This window comes from Spongiibacter sp. C9W (genome assembly GCF_057370015.1).
In genome coordinates this window covers 3,395,396-3,420,789 of record NZ_CM170672.1, presented here as the reverse complement: position 1 = coordinate 3,420,789, position 25,394 = coordinate 3,395,396, and the positions used below count along the sequence as shown (strand labels likewise).

General features: G+C 55.6%; 22 protein-coding genes. 6 read left to right on the top strand and 16 right to left on the bottom strand.

The window, feature by feature from the left end:
• Nucleotides 1-54: 54 nt before the first annotated feature.
• The 16 genes from dnaE to rpsB form a co-directional block, all read right to left on the bottom strand.
• Nucleotides 55-3,537 (bottom strand): DNA polymerase III subunit alpha, encoded by a 3,483-nt coding sequence (dnaE, locus tag AC2Q8J_RS16200; protein WP_486451808.1) that lies wholly within the window; start codon nt 3,535-3,537, stop codon nt 55-57.
• An 80-nt stretch (nt 3,538-3,617) separates the two neighbouring features.
• Nucleotides 3,618-4,244, bottom strand: a complete 627-nt coding sequence (rnhB, locus tag AC2Q8J_RS16195) for a ribonuclease HII (RefSeq protein WP_288362468.1) — start codon at nt 4,242-4,244, stop codon at nt 3,618-3,620.
• Complete coding sequence (lpxB, locus tag AC2Q8J_RS16190; RefSeq protein ID WP_486451807.1) at nt 4,231-5,403, bottom strand: lipid-A-disaccharide synthase; 1,173 nt, start codon at nt 5,401-5,403, stop codon at nt 4,231-4,233. Before lpxB ends, rnhB begins: the two co-directional genes overlap by 14 nt.
• Before the next feature lie 42 nt (nt 5,404-5,445).
• Nucleotides 5,446-6,243 carry an acyl-ACP--UDP-N-acetylglucosamine O-acyltransferase gene (gene lpxA, locus AC2Q8J_RS16185; protein WP_486451806.1) on the bottom strand — a complete coding sequence of 266 codons (798 nt, stop codon included), beginning with the start codon at nt 6,241-6,243 and terminating at the stop codon, nt 5,446-5,448.
• Nucleotides 6,243-6,683: a 3-hydroxyacyl-ACP dehydratase FabZ gene (gene fabZ / locus AC2Q8J_RS16180; protein ID WP_027873618.1), complete on the bottom strand. Its 441-nt coding sequence runs from the start codon at nt 6,681-6,683 to the stop codon at nt 6,243-6,245. Before fabZ ends, lpxA begins: the two co-directional genes overlap by 1 nt.
• Before the next feature lie 2 nt (nt 6,684-6,685).
• Nucleotides 6,686-7,747 (bottom strand): UDP-3-O-(3-hydroxymyristoyl)glucosamine N-acyltransferase, encoded by a 1,062-nt coding sequence (gene lpxD / locus AC2Q8J_RS16175; RefSeq protein WP_486451805.1) that lies wholly within the window; start codon nt 7,745-7,747, stop codon nt 6,686-6,688.
• On the bottom strand, nt 7,747-8,256 hold the full coding sequence (locus AC2Q8J_RS16170; protein ID WP_027873616.1) for an OmpH/Skp family outer membrane protein: 510 nt from the start codon (nt 8,254-8,256) through the stop codon (nt 7,747-7,749). Before AC2Q8J_RS16170 ends, lpxD begins: the two co-directional genes overlap by 1 nt.
• A gap of 30 nt (nt 8,257-8,286) precedes the next feature.
• Nucleotides 8,287-10,869 (bottom strand): outer membrane protein assembly factor BamA, encoded by a 2,583-nt coding sequence (gene bamA / locus AC2Q8J_RS16165; RefSeq protein WP_486451804.1) that lies wholly within the window; start codon nt 10,867-10,869, stop codon nt 8,287-8,289.
• An 84-nt stretch (nt 10,870-10,953) separates the two neighbouring features.
• Nucleotides 10,954-12,312, bottom strand: coding sequence for an RIP metalloprotease RseP (rseP, locus tag AC2Q8J_RS16160; RefSeq protein ID WP_486451803.1), 1,359 nt, complete (start codon nt 12,310-12,312; stop codon nt 10,954-10,956).
• A gap of 11 nt (nt 12,313-12,323) precedes the next feature.
• Nucleotides 12,324-13,499 carry a 1-deoxy-D-xylulose-5-phosphate reductoisomerase gene (gene ispC, locus AC2Q8J_RS16155; RefSeq protein WP_486451802.1) on the bottom strand — a complete coding sequence of 392 codons (1,176 nt, stop codon included), beginning with the start codon at nt 13,497-13,499 and terminating at the stop codon, nt 12,324-12,326.
• Nucleotides 13,499-14,335, bottom strand: a complete 837-nt coding sequence (locus AC2Q8J_RS16150) for a phosphatidate cytidylyltransferase (RefSeq protein ID WP_374972870.1) — start codon at nt 14,333-14,335, stop codon at nt 13,499-13,501. Before AC2Q8J_RS16150 ends, ispC begins: the two co-directional genes overlap by 1 nt.
• A gap of 20 nt (nt 14,336-14,355) precedes the next feature.
• A complete protein-coding gene (gene uppS / locus AC2Q8J_RS16145; RefSeq protein WP_239547692.1) occupies nt 14,356-15,114 on the bottom strand; it encodes a polyprenyl diphosphate synthase in 759 nt (252 codons plus the stop codon).
• Between the two features lie 20 nt (nt 15,115-15,134).
• Entirely contained in the window at nt 15,135-15,656 is a 522-nt protein-coding gene (frr, locus tag AC2Q8J_RS16140) for a ribosome recycling factor (protein WP_239547723.1), read from the bottom strand.
• A 65-nt stretch (nt 15,657-15,721) separates the two neighbouring features.
• The gene (pyrH, locus tag AC2Q8J_RS16135; protein ID WP_286695873.1) at nt 15,722-16,453 is read right to left on the bottom strand and encodes a UMP kinase; all 732 of its coding nucleotides are present in this window, start codon (nt 16,451-16,453) and stop codon (nt 15,722-15,724) included.
• 83 nt (nt 16,454-16,536) lie between these two features.
• Complete coding sequence (gene tsf / locus AC2Q8J_RS16130) at nt 16,537-17,400, bottom strand: translation elongation factor Ts (RefSeq protein WP_027873608.1); 864 nt, start codon at nt 17,398-17,400, stop codon at nt 16,537-16,539.
• Nucleotides 17,401-17,508: 108 nt separating this feature from the next.
• A complete protein-coding gene (gene rpsB, locus AC2Q8J_RS16125; RefSeq protein WP_027873607.1) occupies nt 17,509-18,255 on the bottom strand; it encodes a 30S ribosomal protein S2 in 747 nt (248 codons plus the stop codon).
• Between the two features lie 289 nt (nt 18,256-18,544).
• Between rpsB and map the strand changes: the two genes are divergently transcribed.
• From map to dapD, 6 genes are all read left to right on the top strand, one after another.
• Nucleotides 18,545-19,336, top strand: coding sequence for a type I methionyl aminopeptidase (gene map / locus AC2Q8J_RS16120; protein ID WP_286695874.1), 792 nt, complete (start codon nt 18,545-18,547; stop codon nt 19,334-19,336).
• Between the two features lie 5 nt (nt 19,337-19,341).
• Entirely contained in the window at nt 19,342-22,005 is a 2,664-nt protein-coding gene (locus AC2Q8J_RS16115; protein ID WP_486451801.1) for a [protein-PII] uridylyltransferase, read from the top strand.
• Nucleotides 22,005-23,195 (top strand): succinyldiaminopimelate transaminase, encoded by a 1,191-nt coding sequence (dapC, locus tag AC2Q8J_RS16110; protein WP_486451800.1) that lies wholly within the window; start codon nt 22,005-22,007, stop codon nt 23,193-23,195. Before AC2Q8J_RS16115 ends, dapC begins: the two co-directional genes overlap by 1 nt.
• Nucleotides 23,192-23,872, top strand: coding sequence for an endonuclease III (gene nth, locus AC2Q8J_RS16105; RefSeq protein ID WP_027873603.1), 681 nt, complete (start codon nt 23,192-23,194; stop codon nt 23,870-23,872). The genes dapC and nth overlap by 4 nt, the downstream gene beginning before the upstream one ends.
• A gap of 96 nt (nt 23,873-23,968) precedes the next feature.
• Nucleotides 23,969-24,328 (top strand): ArsC family reductase, encoded by a 360-nt coding sequence (locus tag AC2Q8J_RS16100; RefSeq protein WP_286840069.1) that lies wholly within the window; start codon nt 23,969-23,971, stop codon nt 24,326-24,328.
• A gap of 20 nt (nt 24,329-24,348) precedes the next feature.
• A complete protein-coding gene (gene dapD / locus AC2Q8J_RS16095; protein ID WP_286695879.1) occupies nt 24,349-25,386 on the top strand; it encodes a 2,3,4,5-tetrahydropyridine-2,6-dicarboxylate N-succinyltransferase in 1,038 nt (345 codons plus the stop codon).
• Nucleotides 25,387-25,394: the final 8 nt, after the last annotated feature.

The following is a 25,394-nucleotide window of genomic DNA, read 5'->3' as shown; positions in this document are numbered from 1 at the left end:
CGCCCATATTTTATCATTTTTCAATATGGGACCATTCATGGCGGTGATTATACGTTAATCGTATTTGATCACCACGTTATTTGCTCCACAGTCTTCGCGCAAGCGGATTAACATATCCTCCTGAGGCAGAATTCGCCATTCCGACCCCAACCGCAACAGGCCCTCCCCTTCAGGCCGGCTATAGCGGATCACCACTGGGCAACTGCCACCGCGCACCGCACTCAAGGCCGATTTTACCCGCTGCAATTGTTCACTGCTGCTGTGCTCGGCAGTCAGGGCAATTTCCAATTCCTTGGCGTGGTGCTCTCGCGCCTCCGCCAGGCTGCGCAGTGACTTTACGCGCATTTTCTTGCCGCCGCTGTATTCGTCGAAACTGCACACGCCCTCGACAACCAGCACCGCATCTTTGACCAGTTTTTCGCGGCACTCCTCGTAGACATCAGAGAACAAGGCAACTTCAATGCGAGCACTGCGGTCATCGAGCAGCAAAAACGCCATGGTATCGCCGCGCTTGTTTTTCATGGTGCGCATATTGACCGCCAAACCGGCCACCGTCTGCGGGTGCTTTTCCGGATTCAGGTCGACGATGCGGCGCGGCACAAAGCGCCTGAGCTCTGCCTCGTAATCGTCAATCGGGTGCCCGGTAACATACAGCCCCAGGGTATCTTTCTCGCCCTGTAATCGCTCTTTGGTCGTCCAGCGCCTGGCATCGCGAAACGCGGCGTAGACATCGCGATTCTCAACCGACAGGGTGTCGCCGAACAGGTCGACCATACCGCTCTCGACGTTGCGCGCCGCTTGCTCAGCAACCTGCACAGCCTCCGGCATAGCAGCCATCAGTACGGCCCGGTCCTCGCCCAGGTCGTCGAAGGCGCCGCTGCGAATAAGCGCCTCAATCGCCCGTTTGTTGACTTTTCGGGGATCAGTGCGCTCGCAGAAATCGAACAGGTTTTTAAAGGGACCACCGCTGTTGCGCGCGGCAATAATGCTCTCCACCGGGCCTTCGCCCAGGCCCTTGATCGCGCCGAGGCCGTAGACAATCTGGCCGCGATCATTGACGGTGAACATATACTCACCCTCATTGACCGAGGGCAGCTTATAGTCCAGTTTCATCTCGCGGCATTCTTCGATGAAGATAACGATTTTGTCGGTGTTATCCAGTTCCGAACTCATCACCGCCGCCATGAAGGGCGCTGGGTAATGCGTTTTCAGCCACGCGGTTTGATAGGAAACCAAGGCATAGGCAGCGGAGTGCGACTTGTTAAAGCCGTAGCCAGCAAACTTCTCCATGAGGTCGAAAATATTCGACGCCAAGTCTTTATCAAAACCCTTCTCGACGGCACCGGCAAGGAACAAGCCGCGCTGCTTTTCCATCTCTTCGGGCTTTTTCTTACCCATTGCCCGCCGCAGCAAGTCAGCGCCACCCAGGGTATAGCCACCCATCTCCTGTGCGATCTGCATAACCTGTTCTTGATACAGGATGATGCCGTAGGTGGGCTGCAGGATTGGCTGCAGACACTCGTGCTGGTACTGCGGGTGGGGGAAGGCCAACTCGGCGCGGCCGTGCTTACGGTTGATAAAGTCATCAACCATGCCCGACTGCAGCGGCCCCGGACGGAACAATGCCACCAGTGCGATGATGTCTTCGAAACAGTCTGGTAGCAGCTTCTTAATCAGCTCCTTCATGCCTCGGGATTCCAACTGGAACACCGCCGTGGTTTCCGCTGACTTCAACAAGTCGAAGGTCTTTTTATCCTCCAGCGGAATCGCCATGATATCCAGCGGCTGCTCGCCAATCTTGTCGCGCTGAGCATTGATGATCTTCAAGGCCCAGTCGATGATGGTCAGGGTACGCAGCCCCAGGAAGTCAAACTTGACCAACCCGGCATCTTCAACATCATTCTTGTCGAATTGCGTTACCAGGCCACCGCCACTCTCGTCGCAGAACAGTGGCGCAAACTCGGTGAGCTTACTGGGGGCAATCACCACACCACCCGCGTGTTTACCAACACCGCGCACGACCCCTTCAAGCTGTACCGCCATATCCCAGATTTCCTGGGCTTGCTCGTCGCTGTCTAAAAACTCCTTGAGGGCCGGCTCTTGCTCCAACGCTTTTGCCAGCGTCATTCCCACTTCAAAGGGAATCAATTTAGAAAGCTTGTCAGCCAATCCGTAGGACTTGCCCTGCACCCGCGCCACATCGCGAACAACCGCCTTCGCCGCCATGGTGCCAAAGGTGATGATCTGACTAACCGCATCGCGGCCATAATTGTCGGCAACATAACTGATAACCCGGTCGCGGCCTTCCATGCAGAAGTCAACATCAAAGTCGGGCATGGAAACCCGCTCAGGGTTGAGGAAGCGCTCGAACAGCAGGTCGTACTCAATGGGATCGAGGTCGGTGATTTTTAGCGCGTAGGCAACCAACGAGCCCGCCCCGGAGCCCCGCCCAGGGCCAACGGGGATATCATAATCTTTGGCCCACTGGATGAAGTCCATCACGATCAGGAAGTAACCCGGGAAGCCCATCTGGAGGATGATATCGAGCTCAAAATCCAGCCTGTCGCGGTACTCCTTTTCTGTTTCCGCAAAGCCCTCAGCACTGCGATCAAACAAGAAATCCAAGCGTTCATCGAGGCCCTTGTGACAAAGCTCGCGGAAGAACTGCTCCTGGGTCATTCCCTCCGGAATTGGGTACTCCGGAAGGTAGTAGGTGCCGAGCTTAACGGTCAGGTTGCAACGCCTGGCAATTTCAACACTATTCTCCAGCGCCTCAGGAATGTCGGAAAACAGCTCAAGCATTTCCTCAGCGCTGCGCAGGTACTGCTCATCGCTGTAATTGCGGGGACGGCGCGGGTCGTCCAGCACTCGGCTATCGCGAATACACACCCGCGCCTCGTGAGCTTCGAACTCATCACTGCGAATGAAACGCACATCATTGGTGGCAACTACCGCGCACCCCGCCTGGGCCGCAAGCTGAACAGCGGCATGGATATAGTCGTCTTCATTGGCACGCCCGGTGCGCTGCAGCTCGAGGTAATAGCGATCACCAAATACTGACAACCAGCGATCGAGCCGCTGGCGCGCCAACTCCAGCTTATTGTTTACCAATAGCTGGCCCACATCACCGTCGCGACCCGCCGACAACGCAATCAAGCCGTCATTGGCTTGCTCTATCCAGCTGCGATAAACATAGGGCTTACCCTGCCACTGCCCCTCCAGATAGGCCCGGGAAATTAATTCAGTTAAGTTCCGGTAGCCGGTTTCATTCTGTACCAGCAAACACAGCGTACTAATTTGCTCGGGGTCGTTGTCGTCACGCACCCACAGGTCGCTACCGTAAATGGGCTTGATTCCGTTGCCTTGCGCGGCTTTTTGAAATTTGATGAGCGCGTAGAAATTACAGATATCGGTCAACGCAACCGCTGGCATCCCCATTGCCGCGGTGTGCTTACACAGGTCCTTGACCCGCACCAGGCCATCCACCAAGGAGTACTCGGAATGAACGCGCAAGTGGACAAATTTCTCGTTTAACATCGTAGCGTCCTGGAGCCTGTAACACTGATGGCTTTGCGCTGATTCGCCGGCAATTACCCCAGCGCAATCAGCTGCCTTATTTAGGATTCGTCTAAAAGCGCCCTGACCGGCGCGTAACTACGCCGATGTATTGGACTGACGCCAAGGCGTTTCAGCGCCTCAAGATGCGCCTTTGTCGGGTAGCCTTTGTGGCCGGCAAGACCGTAGCCCGGATATTGGGCATCCATCGCTTGCATTTCCCGGTCGCGAACAACCTTGGCAAGGATCGAGGCGGCGGCAATGGCGGCTACCCGGCTGTCACCTTTGACCACGGCCTCGGCGCGGTAGCGCCACTGCGGCAGCCGATTGCCATCGACCAGCACCAATTCGGGCTCTAACTCGGCGCCCTGGTAGCGCAAACCTTCCACCGCACGCTTCATCGCCAGCAGACTGGCGTGCAGAATATTCAAGCGATCAATTTCTTCCACGCTTGCCCTTGCAACACAATAACTTAGGGCGCGCTCGCGGATGATATCAAACAGAGCTTCGCGTTTTTTCTCGCTTAATTTTTTAGAGTCATTCAGGCCGTCAATCGGCTGCAGCGGGTCAAGCACCACCGCGGCGGCAACCACATCGCCGCACAGCGGCCCCCTGCCGACCTCGTCGACACCCGCCGTGAGTCGCGGGTAATCCGGTGCATCGGCAAACAGGTCATCAGTCTGCACGATTAACAGGCTCCTGTTGAGGCACACCGGCAATGGCGAGAATGTCGCTGGCCGCACGCTCACTGGCATTGCGCGCCAGGTCCTGATGAATGCGCCGAAACTCAGCCAGTAGGGTCTCCCGGTGATTTTCATCACTTAACTGCTCAAGAATCAGCGGCCCTATCACCTCCGCCGACACTTCGTCTTGCAACAACTCCGGCACCAATGCCCGCTGTGCGAGCAGGTTGGGCAGCGAGAAAAACGGCGTTTTGACCAGACGTGACAGCAGCGCGTAACTCATTTTACTAAAGCGATAACACACAACCATGGGGCGCTGCAGCAGCAGCGCTTCCAAACTGGTTGTCCCAGACGCCATCAATACCGCGTCGGCGGCCGCCATTACCGTACGAGACTCACCCAACACCACGCGCACCGGCAAGTCGGCAGTTTGCAGGGCAATGGCATCCAATATCTGGCGCTTCCTGTCAGCATTGGCAGCAGGCACGATAAATTCGATATTGGGAAGCGATCGACGAAGCCACTGCGCGGTTTCCAAAAAGATGGGAATCAATTGAGACACTTCGCCAGCGCGACTGCCCGGCAACAGCGCTACCACTGGGTTATCGCCTTCTATCGACAGGGATTGCCGCGAGGCTTCACGCTGATCGTCAAACGGAATTTGATCGGCCAAGGGGTGACCCACGCAGCTCACTGGCACACCGTGCTCTTGGTAAAAACTTTGCTCAAACGGGAACAGCGTCAGCATATGATCCACCGCTTTCGCAATGGTTTTGATTCGCCCCTGACGCCAGGCCCACACAGAGGGGCTGACATAATGCACAGTGCGAATACCGCGCTCGCGCATACTGCGCTCGACATTCAGCGTAAAGTCCGGCGAATCAATACCCACCACCACATCTGGCTGCCATGCAATAAGGTGGCGCTTTAGGTGGCGGCGAATACGCAACAGCTCCGGCAAGCGCTTCAAGGGTTCGGTAAAGCCCATGACCGACAGGCGATCCATATCGCAAATAGAGTGAAAGCCCTGAGCGATCATCAAGGGGCCGCCGATGCCCTCAAACTCTGCCTGAGGAAAACGCTGGCGAATGGCGCGTATCAAGTCGGCGCCGAGAATATCGCCGGAGGCCTCGCCGGCGATCAAACCGATTTTGAGAGGAGTCATATCGCAATCAATGCCGGCGCACCGGCCCTTGGTTGATAGCGCTTATCGAACAATACCGCGCTGTGACTGTTTCAGGGAGGCTGCCATCAATTCCACTTCCGGGTGCTCCGCAATCAGCGGTTGCAGCGCATTCAGCGCCTCGTCGACGGTCAGGCCCTGGCGGTAGATGATCTTGTATGCGCGACGAATAGCGCTGATCGCGTCGGCGCTGAAACCACGGCGCTTCAGGCCTTCCACATTAATGGTCTTGGCCTCAGCCGGGCTGCCGCTGACGGTAACATAGGCAGGAACGTCTTTGCTGATATGACAACCGAACCCGGAAAAACTATGGGCACCTATCGAGCAGAACTGATGAACCAGCGAATAACCGCTGAGAATCGCCCAATCGCCGACAACAACATGCCCTGCCAACGCAGCGTTGTTGACCATAATGCAATGATCGCCAATCACCGAGTCGTGCCCCACGTGCGCATAGGCCATCAACAAGTTGTTGCTGCCGATCACAGTCTTACCCAGGTCCTGCACCGTGCCGCGGTGAATGGTAACGCCTTCGCGGATCACGTTATTGTCACCGATGATCAGCTCTGTCGGTTCGCCTTTGTACTTCAGGTCTGGCGTGTCCTCGCCTACCGTGGAAAATTGGTAGATCGTATTGTTCTTGCCGATACGGCTCGGCCCTTTGAGCACTACGTGCGAGCGCACGTCGCAGCCTTCGCCCAGCTCAACGTCTGGCCCAACAATCGTCCACGGGCCGATTTTTACATTCGCGCCAATGACCGCCGTGGGGTCAATGATCGCGCGCGGGTCGATCTCCGCGCTGGCATCAATATGGCCTGGCATCACTTCTTCCGATCAATACATAAAATGGTTGCCGAGCAGGCCAGCGTATCCTCAACATAAGCCTGACACTCAAATTTCCACAGCCCTTTACGATCGGAAACGTACTGAGCTTTCAGGATCAGCTGGTCACCGGGGACAACCTGTCGCTTGAAACGCGCATTATCGACGCCAGCAAACATGTAGATCGAGCCATCGGAAGGCTTTTTGTCGAGCGTCTTAAACCCCAGAATACCCGCTGCCTGCGCCATTGCCTCAATGATCAACACGCCTGGCATAATCGGCAGGCCTGGGAAATGGCCATTGAAGTGGTTTTCATTTCCGGTGACGTTTTTTATCGCAACAATCGACTCACCAAGCGTCAACTCAACGACTTTATCCACCAATAAAAAGGGGTAGCGGTGAGGGAGGTATTCCTGAACCTCGTTGATATCCATAACCATGCTCAATCTCTTTCCTCGTGCGGCGTTCGCAGTTCTTTTTCCATCGCCTGAACACGGCGATACAAATCATCAAGCTTGGACAGTCTGGCAGTGTTCTTTCGCCACTGCGCAGACGGCATTAGAGGACTGCCACCACTGGAATAGGAGCCGGCCTCACTAATCGATTTTGTGACCAGGCTTCGGGCGGTAAGGTGAACGCCATCGGCAATACGGATATGCCCAACCACACCAATATTGCCCGCCAAGGTACAGTTCTTACCAATAACGGCGCTGCCCGCAACCTGGCAACAGGCTGCCATTGCCGTGCCCGCGCCGACTTCGACGTTGTGAGCGATCATGGTGAAGTCATCCATGATGACGCCGTCGCCAATGACCGTGTCGTTGAGTGCACCCCGATCAATACAGGAATTCGCACCAACTTCCACTCGGTCGCCAATGCGCACACCACCGAGCTGATGTATTTTCACCCAGCCCTGCTCAGAAGGCGCAAAGCCAAACCCGTCGCCGCCAATGACCACGCCGGAGTGGACAACGCAGGACTCACCGATACTGACACCGTGGTAGACAGTGACATTGGCGTGAAGGTAACTGTATTTACCCACGCTACTGCCCCGCCCCACTATCGTCCCGGCGCTAATCACCACATTTTCGCCGATGGTCGCGCCCTCTTCGATAACGCAGTTGGCACCAATACTGGCACTGGCGTGAACGTTTTCCGACATAACAACGGCAGAGGGATGGATACCGGCGCGGGGCTTCTCGAGGGGGTCGAATAATGCGCTGGCTTCCGCGTAGGCAAGATAGGGGTTCGCCGATACAATCACCGCCATTTCTGGCCGCATGTCATTTGCATGTCTGACCATATCGGGGTGAATAATCGCCGCCGCCGCTGCCGTCTCAGCCAACTGACTGCGGTACTTGGCATTGGCCAGAAAACTCAGCTGCGAGGAACTCGCAGTGTCCAGCGCCGCCATGCCGGTCAATACCAAGTTGCCGTCTCCTTCGTACGGCAACTTCAGTAAGCCCGCTAAATCAGCAAGGCGCAAAGACTTTTGCTCAGCCATTATTTTGCCTGATTGAGCTTGTCGGCAACTTTAGCAGTAATGTTATATCCCGCATCGGCGTGCATTACCGCCTTAGCTGGCAGCAGTAAACCGATGTTTTCTTCTTTAATAATTTCGGGCAGCAGCTTCTGAAGTTTGGGGCCAACTTCTTTCATGATGGTCTGCACTTCCTGCTGCTGTGCAGCTTCGATCTTACGAGCCAAGTGCTCGCCGTCAGAGCGTTTTGAATCGATCTGATTCTTGGCCAGTTGGCGCTGCTCCGCACTCATGATCTCAATATCTTTTTGCAGTTTTTGCACGAGCTTTTCGTAGTCCTTGCGCACCGTCTCAAGCTCGGACAAGTTGTTTTTGAACTCTTTCTGATTGCGCAGGGCGTTCAAACGCTGCTTAGCAACATCAGTATTGAGAACCGCTGCTTCCAAATCAAAAACCGCGATGCGTCCCTGAGCCAGGGCAACGGAACCCCACAGCATTGCTACCATTAAAACGGCAAATTTAACTACCTTCATGTAACACTCCTAAACATTATTCTATGTAGGTTAAAAAGTCCGACCGAGAGAGAATTGGAATATTTCGGTCTCGTCAATTTTTTCGTCATTCAGCGCCCGGCCCAAGCTAAAGGTCAGCGGACCGAAACCGGTGATCCAGGTAACACCAAAGCCAGCAGAGTATCGCAGCTCGTCGACACTGGGAGACGAACAGTTGACCTGAGTAGAGCTACAGCTAGTGCTGAATACATTACCCGCATCTAGGAACAGACCACTGCGAACGGAGCGCTGATCCTTCACGAATGGCAGTGGGAACAGCAATTCAATACTGCCTTCCATCAGCACATTGCCGCCAAAGGGATCGGCTTCATCTCCCAGAGAGGATGCGGTATCTACCACCAACTGCCCGGTTGCCGGATCGAGCACGTAGGCGGCCTGAGCCGACAGCGCCGTCGCGTTCCCGTTACTGTCTATGGCTGTTGCCGCCTGCGAAATACGATAGACGTCAGCTGGCGAGCTGCGCGGCCCAAGTGTATTACTGCGGTATCCCCGAACCGAGCTGAAGCCCCCTGCATAAAAATGCTCATAGAAAGGCAATTTATCCAGGTTACCGTAGCCATCACCATATCCGAGCTCCGTCTTAAAGCGCAGCGTAAAACTATTGCTGATCGGCACGTACAACTGGCCGTTATAAGTGAGTCGGTAGTACTCCAGGTCTGAGCCTGGGATTGACGCTTCCAGCGACACAGACTGCGAAGCACCCCGCGTTGCCAACAGGCCCCGGTTCAGTGTTGACTGGCGCCACGAAATGCCCGCAGTGAAGTTGCCAAACTCATCGCCATATTCATCCAGGAAGCCCGGCTCGTCACTTTCTGTTAGGGCACCAGCAGGCAGATTGGCAATGTCCTCGAGAACTTCAGCAACCGTGTAACGACCAGTACTGGGGTCGCGCGTGCTGACAAAGTAGTTATCCACGGCATCGAAAATACGGGGGCTGGTTTTAATCTCTTTCACCGCGCGGACGCCGGCTTCGATGGAGGTTAAGTTGTAGCCCAGTTCAAACCCTAAACGCTCGGTTTCAGAAATGGGGTAACCAAAGTTAACGCTGGTGCCATAAGTATCGGTGGTATAACTGGCAACGTTGACCTCTTCGAAGTCGGTAGCGCGGTAGAACACCGAGAAACCGCGGCTAACACCATCTTCGGTAAAGTATGGGTCGAGATAATTAAAGCTGGCACTGGTCAGGAAGTCACTGCGTGATACACCAAAGCCCACTTGTTTACCGGTACCCAGGAAGTTGTTTTGCTGGATATTTGCGCTGAGCAACAGACCACTGTCTTGCGAGAAACCAACACTGGCACCCAAACTGCCGGAGCTCTGTTCTTCTACAGAGTAAGTCAGGTCAATCAGGTCGTCGCTACCCGGCACTTCAAGGGTTTCGACTTTCGCCCCCTTAAAGTAGCCCAGGCGTTCCAGGCGAATACGCGACAATTCAATTTTGTCTGCCGATGCGGGGGCCGCCTCCATCTGACGCATTTCCCGGCGCAGTACTTCGTCGGCGGTGCGCTCATTGCCCTCGAAGCTGATCCGTCTAACGTAGGTGCGCTTACCCGGATCGATAAAGAATTTCAGGGCGACGGTGCCGGCGTCTTCATCGACCTCAGGAATACCGCGCACCTTTGCGAAGTTATAGCCTTCATTACCTAGGCGTTTGACAAGAAACTCTTCAGTGCTGGTAACCAAGGCCTGCGAGAACACCTGACCTTCCCGTACTAAAATAAAGCGCTTGAGGTCATCCTCGGGAATGACCAGATCACCCGATAGCTCAGCGCCGCTGACGGTGTACTTATCACCCTCGGTGACATTGACGGTAATGTACACCGATTTACGGTCAGGGCTGATCGAGACTTGGATTGAGTCGGTGTTAAAGCGTAGATACCCGCGGTCAAGATAGTAGGAGTTGAGCGTTTCCAGGTCGCCTTTCAACTTTTCCCGCGCGTACTTGTCGCTGCTGCTGAAGAAAGAGAAGAAGCCACTGGGCTTTAACTCAAATTCGTCGAGCAGGGTTTCATCATCGTAAACACTGTTGCCGACAATATTGATGTGCTTGATCGACGCGGTACTGCCTTCATCGATATTGATCGAGATCGACACCCGGTTGCGCGGCTCAGCCACCACATCGGTTTCAATACCGGCATCGTAACGACCCTGTGACACGTACTGACGGGTCAATTCCATTCGCATATTTTCAAGCGTTGCCCGCTTGAACACCTGGCCCTCGGCCAGACCAGCCCCTTTCAAACCGTCTAACAGGGCATCGGTTGCCAGAGCTTTGTTACCTTCGATATTAATTTTACTGATGGCGGGTCGCTCTGTTACCCGGACAACTAAAACGTCTTTGTCTACGCCGATCTGGATGTCATCGAAATTACCGGTAGCAAACAGCGCGCGGGACGACTGGGCAACGGCTTGCTGAGTGATCAGGTCACCAACATTGAGCGGCAACGCCGAAAACACCGTTTCGGCCGCAATACGTTGCAAACCCTCAACGCGGATATCGTTGATGCGCGTTTGCGCAGACACCAGCGGACTCGCCAAACAAAAAAACAATGCGTACAGGAAAAAGCGTTTCATCAAAAACCAGCAACCACGGCTAGGGCTCGGCACCAAAACGAGGGTGCAAGAGCACTGGGTAAAATATATCGCTAAACCCTAAAATCAGAGGCGCAATACGTCGTTATATAAAGCAAAAAACATGACACACACCACCAACGCCAAACCCAATTGGTTAGCCCATGCCTGCACTTGTTCCGTTACCGGGCGACCGATAATGCCCTCAATCGCGGCATAGACAATATGTCCGCCATCAAGGATCGGAATTGGCAGCAAGTTCAATACCGCCAAACTGATACTCAGCAAGCCCAGAAAACTCAGCCACGAAAAAAAGCCGTACTGAGCGGAAGAGCCGGCCACTTTAGCAATCGTTATCGGGCCACTCAAGTTTTTCGGCGACAACAAGCCGGTGATCATTTTTTTTATCGATTCCAGCGTAAACACACTCATGCGCCACGTCTTTTCGCTGGCAGCAACCAGGGCGGCCACGGGGCCGTAATCCACCTTACGGAGCATGTTCTCGGGCCACTGCGGTGGCTTAACCCCTACCCCAGCAAAACCGACAGCCATGCCGTTGTCTTCAAGCTTTCTCTGCGGCGTCATCACAAGATCTAGCAAGCGGTTATCGCGCTTAACTCGCAAAGACAGCGCCTTATCGGGGCTGGCGCGAACAACTTGCACCCAATCCTGCCAGGTCGACACCGCCTTTCCGTCGGACTCAACGATAATATCGCCTTCCTGCAAACCCGCTTGCTGTGCGGCTCCGCCTGCGACCAGCTCACCAATTTCAGGCACTAATTCAGGCACAAACAATGTCACGCCTAACTCGTCCAGAGGGCGCGGCTCTTCCAGGCCTTGCATCCACTTGTCGATCTGAACGCGGTTTTCGTAGCGCAGACTCGAGCCCGCAGTTTTCACGCTGATACTGAGTTCGCCGCTCTCGCCAATGCGCTCCAGCAACTGCATTTGCAGCGTTTCCCACGTCGGGGTCTCCACGCCATCGACAGCGACAATTTCCTGACCTTCAATGAGACCTGCCTGCTCAGCCAGCGAACCGGGAGCAACGTGGTCAATGACCGGCGCAACGCCGCTAACGCCATTGAGAAAAACCAGCCAGTATACAAATATGGCCAGTACAAAATTCGCTAAGGGGCCGGCAGCGGCAATCGCAATGCGCTTCATCGGCGTTGCCCGGTTAAAGGCCATGTAGCGCTGGTCTTCGGGAACCTCGCCCTCGCGCTCGTCCAGCATTTTTACATAGCCACCCAGCGGAATTCCCGCTACGGCATACTCCGTGCCCAACTTGTCGCGCCAACTGAGCAGCGGCTTGCCAAAGCCCACAGAAAAACGCAGCACTTTGACACCGCAGCGACGTGCCACCCAGAAATGACCAAACTCGTGAATTGACACCAGGATACCCAGCGTCAGTACCGTGATGAATATCGTTTGCAGAAGTCCCAGCACGGCCAGCTACCTCAAAATCCAAATTCGCGAACGAGAGACCGCGCGCGCTCACGCGCCTGAAGGTCCGCAGCTTGGACATCGCCCAGCGTCAGCGGTTCAACATTTTCAACGTCAGCCATCACGCGCTCCAGCAGTGTCGGTATCGCGGTGAACGGCAATTGCTCGGCCAAAAACGCCTCGACAGCAATCTCATTCGCTGCATTCAAACTGGCGCTGGCACTGCCGCCAAGCTCTGCGGCCTCTCTTGCCAGACGCAAACAGGGGAAACGCTGCTCATCCGGGGCCTCAAAATCCAGCCGCGCCTGCACAATCAAATCCAGAGAGGCAACGCCGGATTCCATGCGCTTAGGCCAAGCCAGGGCATGGGCGATCGGCGTGCGCATATCGGGCTGGCCCATTTGCGCCAGCACGGAGCCATCGACATATTCCACCATCGAGTGAATAACGCTTTGCGGATGAACCACCACGTCGATGCGCTCCGGGGGGCAGTGGAACAACCAGCACGCCTCGATAAGCTCGAGCCCTTTGTTCATCATGGTGGCAGAGTCGACGGAGATCTTTCGCCCCATGGACCAATTCGGATGGGCGCAGGCCTCATCGGGCGTCACCGACGCCAAACTCTCTACCGAGCGCTGCCGGAAGGGCCCGCCGGAGCCGGTCAGCAAAATACGTCGCACCCCCTGCGCATCGAGACCTTGGCGATGCACGCCGGGCATACATTGAAAGATGGCATTGTGCTCACTGTCGATGGGTAACAACGTCGAACCGCTGCGTTCCACCGCATCCATAAACAGCTGGCCCGCCATAACCAATGACTCTTTATTAGCCAGCAGGACTTTAGCCCCCGCCTCAACGGCCGACAATGTAGGCAGCAAACCGGCCGCCCCCACTATCGCCGCCATCACCGTGTCAGCTTCAGCGGCGACCTTACACAGCCCCGCCTCGCCGGCAAGCACCTCGCATTCACTGCCCGCTTGGCGCAACTGCGTCGCCAGCTGCTCAGCGCTAGACTCATCGCGCAGCACAACATAGCGAGGCTGGTGAGCCAACGCCTGCTGCAGGATTGCTTCTACGCTGCTATTTGCAGTGATGGCATACAGCTCGAAGGTGTCGCGATGACGCGACAGTACATCCAAGGTACTGACGCCGATAGAGCCGGTAGACCCCAATACCGTCACGCGCTCCATTACTGCCAGCCCACCGACATCAATCCCAGGGCAAATACCGGCGATGCCGCCGTTAAACTGTCAACGCGATCCATTACGCCGCCGTGACCCGGCAACAACTGACTACTATCTTTAATACCGCGGTGCCGCTTAACCATGCTTTCTAACAGATCGCCCAGCACCGAAGCCAATGAAGTGATTGCGGCCAACACCAGCATGGCTGGCAGGCTCACGGGCATGCCGCCGGGCCAGAAGTACCAGAGCGCAGCCATGAACGACACGCTACACGCCAAGCCGCCCCAGAACCCGGCCCAGGATTTACCCGGGCTGACCGCCGGCGCCAATTTCGCTTTGCCAAAGCGGCGACCAAAGAAATAGGCCCCAATGTCGGCGATGGCAACCAAGGCCACCAGCATTAACAACAGCCAGGCACCATTGGGAAGGTTACGTAGGTAGCTCAACGCCAGCCACGTTGGCAGCAGTACCGCCACCCCCATAACGATGCGAACCGGCCGAGAACCCCACAAGCCAGCACTCACCGGATAACCTTTCACCCAGAGCAACGCGACCGCCCACCATACACAAGCCGCGACAAACAGCTCCTGTAACGCTGCCGTCGACCAGGAGGCGACATCGCCCAATAGCGCGTACACACTGGCGATAAGAGCACCGATGGCCAGGACATAGGCCAGTCTTGCCACCTGGGGCCGCAGGTCGCTGAGGTCAGCCCACTCCCACGCGGCCACCAGCACAATGCCAGCGAACAGTAACGACAGTTGACCCGCCGACAGATAGGCCATGGCAGCAAGTAGCGCAGCCACAATCACGACGGCGGTAATAATCCGCTGCTTAAGCATAAGGGGGTAATCTCCGGTGTCTATTCGCCGTTGTCATTATCATTATCGCGGCCCCCGAAGCGGCGCTCACGGCTGGCATAGGCATCTAGCGCCCTATGCAATTCCGTTTCATCAAAATCTGGCCACAGGCAATCGCAAAAATAAAACTCGCTGTAGGCAAGCTGCCAAAGCATAAAATTACTAATGCGCTGCTCACCGGCGGTGCGTATGCACAAATCCGGCTTGGGCAGGTCCGCCAGGGCCGTATGTTGATCAAACAAAGTAATATCGATGTCGTCAACGCGCAACTGCCCGTCTTCAACTTTCTGAGCAAGCTCGCGTGCGGCGCTGACAATATCCCACTGACCGCCATAATCCACAGCGATCACCAGAGTCGTTTCAGTGTTAAAGCGCGTGAGCTGCTCGCTGTAGTCCATCTGTTTGCGCAAGCCAGCGGAGAAGCGGCCCCGCTCACCGATGAAGCGCATTCGCACACCATCTTCGTGGAGCTTTTTGGTCTCGCTATCCAGATAACTGGCAAACAGCCGCATCAAAGCCTGGACTTCCATGCTTGGACGCTGCCAATTTTCGCTGGAGAACGCGAACAGCGTAATCACCTTCACGCCGCGCTCGCGACTGCATTTAAGCAGCCCGCGAATCACTTCCACACCGGCGCGATGTCCGCCTGCCGCTTTGAGCCCGCGCTTTTTCGCCCAGCGATTATTGCCATCCATAATGATGGCAACATGCCGAGGCGCCGCGGAAGGTTCTGAGCCTCGATGGGCCATATCAACTGCCATGAAAACTGCTTCTTAGTCGATCAAATTTCCATTAGATCGCTTTCTTTCACCGCGAGCGCTTTATCAACCTCTGCGACGTATTTATCAGTGATTTTTTGCACGTCATCCTGAGCGCGACGTTCTTCGTCTTCACTGATCTCTTTCTCTTTCAGCAGCTCTTTAATATCCGCCAACACGTCGCGGCGCGCATTGCGCACAGAAACCCGCGCGCGCTCGGCCTCTTGGCGAGCCTGCTTGATATAGCCCTTACGGGTCTCTTCCGTCAGGGCAGGCATTGGAATACGAATAACCGCACCGGCGGTGCTGGGGTTCAAGCCGAGGTCCGACTTCATGATGGCCTTCTCAACATCGGGCACCACGTTTTTTTCCCAGGGCGTAACCGTGAGCGTTCGGGCATCTTCAACACCGATATTTGCCAGCTGCGAAAGCGGCGTTTCGGCACCATAGTAAGAGACGCGAATATTGTCTAAAAGACTTGGGTGCGCGCGCCCAGTACGAATTTTATTAAAATTGCCACCCAGCGCCTCAATGGCCTTTGCCATGCGCTCTTCGGCATCTTGCTTGAGTTCGTCTATCACTTTTTCTCTCCTCAATTGGCACCGCGGCACTAGCCCGCTGATACCAAAGTTCCCTCGTTGCCACCGACCACAATATTTAACAGCGCACCCTGCTGCTCCATGGCGAAGACGCGCAGCGGCATCTCGTGGTCGCGACACAGACAAATCGCCGTGAGATCCATGACCTCTAACTTCTTGTCCAGGACCTCATCGTAACTCAAATGGTCGTATTTCTTAGCATCGGGATCAATCATTGGGTCAGCGCTGTACACGCCATCCACTTTGGTGGCTTTAAGCACCAGGTCCGCATCGACCTCAATACCCCGCAGGCACGCTGCAGAATCGGTCGTGAAAAAGGGGTTACCTGTCCCCGCGGCAAAAATCACCACCTCGCCGCGACTCAGCGCGCGGATGGCCTTGCGGCGATCATAGTGGTCAACCACGCCGCTCATCGGGATCGCCGACATTACCGACGACTTGATATTACTGCGCTCGAGCGCGTCGCGCATGGCCAGTGCGTTCATTAAGGTGGCCAGCATACCCATGTGGTCGCCGGTTACACGATCCAGGCCTGCCGTTTGCAGTGCTGCACCACGGAATAGATTTCCGCCGCCGATAACCAGGCCAACTTGTACACCAATACCCACGAGCTGCCCCACTTCCAGTGCCATGCGATCGAGCACCTTGGGGTCAATGCCAAAACCGAGCTGCCCCATCAGGGCCTCGCCACTCAGTTTAAGAAGAATGCGCTTGTATTTTTTGTCCCGACTTTGAGTGGACATATTTCACCCCTGCAAATCAACTTTCCGCACACACTTTAATCATCGCATAGAAAAACGGGGCCTTGAGGCCCCGCTTCCGCGACTCAGCCCTTGAGCTGTGCAGCCACTTCGGCTGCGAAGTCGACTTCTTCTTTTTCGATGCCCTCACCTACTTCGAAACGAATGTAGGTTTGAATGTCGGCACCGGCATTCTTCAGCAACTTGCCCACTGTCTGCTCAGGATCTTTAACAAAAGCCTGATCAACCAGAGCGTTCTCCGACAGGAACTTGCGGATACGGCCTTCAATCATCTTCTCGATGATCTCAGCTGGCTTGCCACTTTCCTGCGCTTGCGCAGTGAAGATTTCACGCTCTTTGGCAACTTCTTCTTCGGGCATATCGCTTTGCTTGGCAACACGGGGGTTTACTGCAGCCACGTGCATGGCAACATCGCGCGCCAATTCAGCATCACCACCTTTCAGGGCCACCAACACAGCGATGCGGTTGTTAGAGTGAACATAACTGTCCACAACACCCGCTTCAGCGCTGAGCACCTGAATGCGGCGAACCGAGATGTTTTCACCAATTTTTTGTACCAGCGCTTCGCGAGCAACTTCCAGCTCACCCGCCATCAGCGCAGCCACATCGTCCTGCTTTTCAGCAAAGGCTTTGTTAGCAACCAAGTCAACAAAGCTCAGGAAGCCTTCATCGCGAGCGACAAAGTCGGTCTCACTGTTCACTTCCACAACCACAGCATAGCTACCGTCTTCGGCTACTTTTGTTGCAACAACACCGTCAGCAGCAGTACGGCCGGCTTTTTTAGCCGCCTTCATACCACTTGACTTACGCAGCTCTTCAATCGCCAGTTCGATGTCACCATTGGCTTCATTAAGTGCTTTTTTGCACTCCATCATGCCAAGACCAGTGCGCTCGCGAAGCTCTTTAACCATTGCTGCTGAAACAGCCATCTTAAAATCCTCTTGTTTGGGCTTGATTTCGGCCCACCCTGCGGGCCTGCTCAATAAATATCCAAAAAAAGGGGGCCTTGCCCCCTTTTACGCGATTACACAGGCCAATTACTCGGCCGCTGCGTCGCCTTCTTCCTGCGCTACTTCAACAAACTCGTCGGCAGCAACTGCGGCGTTAGCGCCAGCATTGATGATCACATCAGCTACCGCAGTAACGTAAAGCTTGATCGCACGGATCGCATCATCGTTACCGGGGATTACGTAATCAACGCCATCGGGGTTGCTGTTCGTATCCACGATGCCAAATACCGGAATACCCAGCTTGTTAGCTTCTTGGATAGCAATGCGCTCGTGATCAACGTCGATAACAAACAGCGCATCAGGCAGGCCTGACATTTCTTTGATACCACCGATGGAGCGCTCAAGCTTCTCCATGTCGCGGTGACGCATCAGGGCTTCTTTCTTGGTCAGTTTGTCAAAAGTACCGTCCTGAGCCTGAGTTTCCAGCTCACGCAGACGACGAACAGACTGACGGATAGTTTTGTAGTTTGTCAGCATACCGCCCAACCAGCGGTGGCTCACATAGGGCATACCGGCACGGCTAGCTTGCTCGGCAATAATTTTACCGGCAGCGCGCTTGGTTCCAACAAACAGCACCTTGTTTTTGTTCGCACCCAGCTTAGCCAGCGCGTCCAAGGCATTGTTCATCGCAGGAACAGTGTGCTCGAGGTTGATGATGTGAATTTTGTTGCGGGCACCAAAGATGAAGGGTGCCATTTTGGGGTTCCAGTAACGCGTCTGGTGACCGAAGTGAACGCCGGCTTGCAGCATTTCACGCATGCTTACATGAGACATGATTTTTCCTTGATTTTCATCGGGTTAGGAACTTGCACCCGCCCCGCAACCCAACCACAGCCATGCTGCAGCACCCGGGATTACGTGTCGACGAATGCGCGTCGTTTATGCCCTTTCGGCAGGAGGGCCTGCTTTCGGGGCGCGTATTTATACCACAAGGCCCCAGCGACATAAAGCAGAAATCACGCGACTGACGGCAATGACACGGCTGAGCAATCGCGTCTGCTGCGGCGATAGTCTACAATGCGCTGTTTTCAGTTTAACGACTATCCGGGCAGATCACCCCACTATGAATGTAACTATCAAAACCCCTGAGGAAATCGCCGCCATGCGCGTGGCAGGACGCTTGGCCGCCGAAGTGCTGGACATGATCGCCGAGCACGTTCGCCCCGGCGTTACCACCGCTGAACTCGATAAGATCTGCCACGACTATATCGTCGATGTACAACAAGCCATTCCGGCGCCCCTTAATTACAACGGTTTCCCGAAATCCATTTGTACCTCGGTAAACGAAGTCATTTGCCACGGCATCCCTTCGGATAAAAAGGTGTTGAAGGATGGAGACCTGCTCAATATTGACGTCACCGTTATAAAAGATGGCTGGCACGGCGACACCAACCGCATGTACTACGTCGGCAATGTGCCCGAGCATGCAAAACGCCTGTGCGTCGTGACTCAGGAATGCCTGTATAAAGCCATTGCCTTGGTTAAACCGGGCGCGCGCCTGAGCGATATCGGCGCAGTGATCGCCAAACATGCACGGAGCAACCACTACAGCGTGGTGGAAGAGTATTGCGGCCACGGCATTGGCAGAGGCTTCCACGAAGACCCTCAGGTTCTCCACTATGGCGAGGGCTACAATCGCGGCAACGACCTGGTATTAAAAGAGGGCATGACCTTCACGATTGAGCCGATGATCAATGCCGGCAAAAAACACACCAAGCTCAATCTGAAAGACGGCTGGACCGTTACCACCAAAGATCGCCGGCTCTCGGCACAGTGGGAGCACACCATGGCGGTTACCGCCGATGGCGTGGAAGTTCTTACCGCCCGCCCCGACGAGCCCTTCTATAAAGGTTAATCACTATGAGCAGCACGCTTCTGAATGCAGAGGCCCTGCAGGATGCCACGGCCCAGTCCGATAATTTAATCGCGACCTATAAACAGTACCTCGGCGAGCTCCAGGATGAGCTCCGGGAACGCTTTGACGCCGACGAGGCTGTACATACGCTGGTAAAACTGCGCTCAGAAAAAATCGATATTCTGCTGCGCAACCTATGGTCGCAGTATCAGTGGGGGGACGACATCTCCCTAATTGCCGTTGGAGGCTATGGGCGCGGCGAACTGCACCCCTGCTCGGATATCGATCTGCTGATTCTCAGCCGCGATGATCAACACAACTACCGCGAAAATATCGAAGGTTTTATCACCCGTCTTTGGGATATCAACCTGGAGATCGGTCACAGCGTGCGCAGCATCGACGAATGCCGCCAAGCCGCCATTGACGACATCACCGTGGTTACCAACCTGATGGAGTCGCGCCCGCTTGAGGGCAATGCCGACCTGCACGAGCTGTTGATGAACGAAGTCGGCCCTGACCAAATTTGGCCCAGCGCCGAGTTTTTCCGGGCAAAGTGGGACGAGCAAATCAGTCGCCACCGCAAGTACGCCAATACCGAATACAACCTCGAGCCAAATATTAAAAGCTCCCCCGGTGGCCTGCGCGACATTCAAATGATCGGCTGGGTGATAAAACGCCACTTTGGCGCCCAATCCATCGACGAGCTGCGTGAAAAACTCTTTTTAAGCCAGGAAGAGCTCGACACGCTAAAAGACGGCCAGAATTACCTCTGGCGCCTGCGCTTCGCCCTTCATTTAATCACTGGCCGTGAAGAAGACCGCCTGCTGTTTGATCACCAGCGAACCCTGGCCGCTCGTTTCGGTTACGAAGACGACGACAGCAAACTCGCCGTAGAACGCTTCATGCAACAGTACTACCGCTGGGCGCAGCACCTGGGTGAGCTCAACGACGTACTGATGCAGCACTTCGACGAAACCATTCTCCGCGCCTGCGAGGCGGAGACCGTACTTGAGCTCAATCCGCGCTTTCGCATCCGCAACGGCCATATCGAAGTTAGCAACGAAAAGGTGTTTGAAAAAACGCCCTCCGCGCTGATGGAAATTTTTGTGCTAATGGCCCATCACGACGCTATCGACGGCGTGCGTGCCAGCACCATTCGGCTGATCCGCAAATCGCGTCACTTAATCGACGACGAGTTTCGCGCCGATCCGCGCAATAAGCGGTTTTTTATGGAGTTATTGCGCGCTCCACAGCGCGTCGCACTCAACCTCCGTCGAATGAAGCGCTTTGGCGTACTCGGAAAATTTATCCCGGCATTTGGCAAAATCACCGGTCAAATGCAGCACGACCTTTTCCATATTTACTCGGTCGACGCCCACACCCTGGAACTCATCAAGAACCTCAGCCGCTTCCGCTACCCGGACATGGTGAAGGTCTACCCAATGGCCTGCCGCATCATGCAGCGCCTGCCCAAGCCCGAATTACTGTTCCTCGCCGGACTCTTCCACGACATTGCCAAAGGGCGCGGCGGCGACCACTCCACCCTGGGCGCAGTGGATGCGCGCGAATTTTGCCAATACCTCGGGCTAAACCGGCGCGACACCAACCTCGTTGCCTGGCTGGTGGAAAAACACCTAGAGATGTCCTCGGTGTCACAGCGCAAAGATATCCAGGACCCCGATGTGATCCGCGATTTCGCCCTGGAAATGGGTGACCAGCAGCACCTGGACTATCTGTTCTGTTTAACCATTGCCGATATCAATGCGACCAACCCCACGTTGTGGACCTCCTGGCGCGCCTCGCTGATGCGCCAGCTCTATGCAGAAACGCGCCGCGCCCTGAGACGCGGCCTGGAAAACCCCATCGATAAGCAGGAGTGGATTGCAGAGACCCAGCTTGGTGCTATCGAAAAGCTCGAAGACTACGGCTTTACCGAAGAAGAAATTCGCGAGCTGTGGAAAAGCACCGGTGAAGACTATTTTATTCGCGAGCAAGTCGACGATATTGTTTGGCACTGCCGCGCTATCGCTCAGCGCACCTCGCCCGAGGACTCACTGGTATTGGTGAAGGAAGGCGGACTGCTGGACCACGAAGGCGCAACGCAAATCTTTGTGCACACACCGTCGCGTAAAGGCACATTTGCGGTACTCGCTGGCGCCATGGAACAACTTGACCTCAGCATACAAGATGCGCGGATCTACAATACCGGGACCAACTACACGCTGGATACCTTTTACGTACTCGGTGTGGATGGTGAACCCATTGGCGACAACCCCGAACGCATTCGTGAGATCACCGAGTTTTTAACTCAGCAACTTGAGAAACCCGACGACTCCCCTGACCTCAGCAGTCGCCGCATGCCGCGACAAATGCGCCTATTCTCCACCCCCACGCGCACCAGTATGGCCACCGACCTTAATAAAGGTCACACCATGCTTGAAGTCATTACCCCAGACCGCCCAGGCCTATTGGCCAGGCTGGCACTGATCTTCAATGACTACGGCGTGCACCTGCAAAATGCCAAAATCGCCACCCTCGGCGAGCGCGTTGAAGATGTGTTCTTTGTCACCGACGAAGACAACCGCCCGATTAATGACCCCCAACTGTGTGAACAAATTCAACACGCGATTTGTTCCGAGCTGGATGAAAAAGCGAGTAAATCAGCCTAATGAATCCGCGCCTACAAACGCTACAGGCCTACCCCTTTGAAAAACTGCGTGCCTTATTAGGCACCAGCAGCAGCGACTTGCCGCCTATTCCGCTATCCATTGGCGAACCCCGTCACCCTGCGCCGCGCTTTGTTGCCGACACCCTGGCCAATGAGCTCGGCCGACTCAGCAACTACCCCACAACCAAGGGAATAGCCGAGTTGCGCCAAAGTATTGCGCACTGGACCGAGCGCCGCTTTGGCCTGAAGACTTTAGATCCTGAAACGCAGGTGCTGCCGGTCAATGGCACCCGCGAGGCCCTGTTCGCCTTTGCCCAAGCCGTCGTCAACCCCAGTGATGACGCTCTGGTATGCAGCCCCAACCCCTTCTACCAAATCTATGAAGGCGCGGCGCTATTAGCCGGAGCACAACCCCACTTTCTCGCCTGTAACGCCGGCAATGGTTTTATTCCTGACTACGACGCCGTGCCCGAGGAAGTTTGGCAGCGCTGCCAGTTGTTGTACCTATGCACCCCGGGCAACCCTAGCGGCGCCGTCACCAGCGTCGCCACGCTACAAAAGCTGATTCGTCTGGCAGATAAGTACGACTTCATCCTGGCCAGCGATGAATGCTACTCCGAACTATATTTTGACGAGCAACACGCGCCCGCAGGCCTGTTGCAGGCCTGTGCGGAAATGGGGCGCGATAATTACGAGCGCTGCGTCGTGTTCCACAGCTTGTCGAAACGCTCCAACCTGCCCGGCCTGCGCTCAGGCTTTGTCGCAGGGGATGCCAAAGTGCTGGCCGACTTCCTGCTGTATCGCACCTATCACGGCTGCGCCATGCCCATTCAACACCAACTTGCCAGCATCGCTGCCTGGAACGACGAGGCCCATGTAAAAGAAAATCGCGATCTCTATCGCGAGAAATTCGCTCGGGTTTTAGAGGAGCTGGGCGGCTGCTTAGACGTACAACAGCCCGAAGCCTCGTTCTACCTGTGGGCAAAAACGCCCATCGCCGACACGGAATTTGCCAAACAGCTGTTTGATCAACAGCATGTCACCGTGCTGCCCGGCTCCTACCTCTCGCGAGAAGTGAATGGCAGCAACCCCGGCAGTGGCTATGTGCGCATGGCGCTGGTCGCCGAGCTTGAAAACTGTGTCGAGGCCGCCCAGCGTATTCGCCGCTATGTGGAGACGCTCAACACATGAACGCAGGCGAACCAGGGCGTAACTTACTGAAGGCTGAGCGCGTCGACTTTATTTTGCGCCGTCTCGACGAGCTCTACCCCACCCAGCCAATCCCACTGGACCACAAAGACCCTTACACTCTGCTGGTGGCGGTACTGCTGTCGGCCCAGTGTACCGATGAGCGTGTCAACCAAGTGACCCCGGCACTGTTTGCGCTCGCCGACAATCCGGCGGACATGGCCCAGCAAAGTGTCGACGACATTCGCGAGATCATCCGCCCCTGTGGCCTGTCTCCGCAGAAGTCGAAAGCCATCAAGCGGCTCTCGGAAATTTTGCTTGCCGACTACAATGGCCAGGTGCCGGAAGACATGGAAGCACTGGAGACCCTGCCCGGAGTCGGCCACAAAACGGCAAGCGTCGTCATGTCGCAGGCCTTCGGCGTGCCCGCTTTTCCGGTCGATACCCATATTCATCGCCTGGCGCAGCGCTGGGGGCTGACTAACGGCAAAAGCGTTGCCCAAACCGAGAAAGACCTGAAAAGGCTATTCCCCAAAGACCGCTGGAATGCCCTGCACCTGCAAATCATCTACTACGGCCGCGAATTTTGCAGCGCGCGTGGCTGCGACGGCACCGTCTGTGAGATATGCACCACCTGCTATCCCCAGCGAAAACACCCCAAGAAAACCCGCAAGGCCTAAATACATCAATGGCGCGGCGGCCGAGCGCGGCCGCGCCGTGAACGCAGCGCGGCTTTTTGCTATGATGCCGAGCCTTTTCAGAACACAGCATTGGCCATGACAACGACTTTATACGGAATAAAAAACTGCGACACGGTGCGCAAGGCGCGCCGCTGGCTGGATGATCACAATGTCGACTATCAGTTCCACGACGTCCGCGAACAGGCCCTTACCGCCGAGCAACTGCACAACTGGCTGCAAGAGCTGGGCGACAGCCTGATCAATAAGCGCAGCACCACGTGGAAACAGCTAAATGATGAACAGCGCCGCACAATTGATGACGACGCCTCGGCAGTGCAGCTGCTACTGCAGCATCCAACATTAATGAAACGCCCGCTGCTCGACACCGGCAGCGCGCGTCAGCTCGGCTTTAAAGCCGAGCACTACGAGCAATTATTTACCCACCACACGCTTTAAGCCTGTAAGAGAGAACCTTAATGAGTAACGCACTATTTAGCCTGGGCCTGGGTCTAGGCAGCCAAAACAGCAAAGGCGAATGGCTGGATATTTTCTACCCCCAGCCACTGCTACAACCCGCCGAAGCCCTGTGCGCGGCGATCGCCCCCATTGTTGAGTACAAAGGCGGCAATGCGGCAATTACCGTAAACAGCGAGCAAATGAGCCGCGTCGCTGAAGCACTGAAGGCCGCAGGCGACAGCGCCCAGGCCGATATCGCTGCACAGCTGGCAACCGCCAAGCAGGCGCTGGTTGTTACCTTGCTGGCTGAGGACGCTGCCCCCAGCTCGGTACCCGAGGGTTACTTGAAGCTGCACCTGCTCTCTCATCGCCTGGCCAAGCCACACTCTCTGGACTTGAGCGGCCTGTTTGGCGTTCTGCCCAATGTTGCCTGGACCAACCAAGGCGCTATCGACCTTCGTGAGTTGCCCCAGCGCCAATTGGAAGCCCGCTTGAACGGTGAATTGCTTGAGGTCATGTCCGTCGACAAATTCCCCAAAATGACGAACTACGTTATGCCCTCCGGTGTTCGTATTGCCCACACCGCGCGCGTGCGCCTAGGCGCCTATCTCGGCGAAGGCACCACCATCATGCACGAAGGCTTTGTAAACTTTAATGCCGGTACGGAAGGCCCCGGTATGATTGAAGGGCGCATCTCAGCCGGTGTCATGATTGGTTCCGGTTCCGACTTGGGCGGTGGCTGTTCAACCATGGGCACCTTGTCCGGCGGCAACAATATTATTATTTCCATCGGCAAAGAGTGCCTGATTGGCGCCAATGCTGGTGTGGGTATTCCACTGGGCGACCGCTGCACAGTAGAAGCCGGCCTGTACATTACCGCTGGATCAGTCGTCACCATGATCGATGAAAAAGGTGAGCACGCAGGTACTGCCAAGGCCCGCGACCTGGCTGGTCAATCGGACCTGTTGTTCCGCCGCAATTCCAAAAATGGTGCCATTGAGGTGCTGACAAACAAGTCAGCGATCGCCCTCAATGACATGCTGCACGCCCACAACTAAACCTGGGT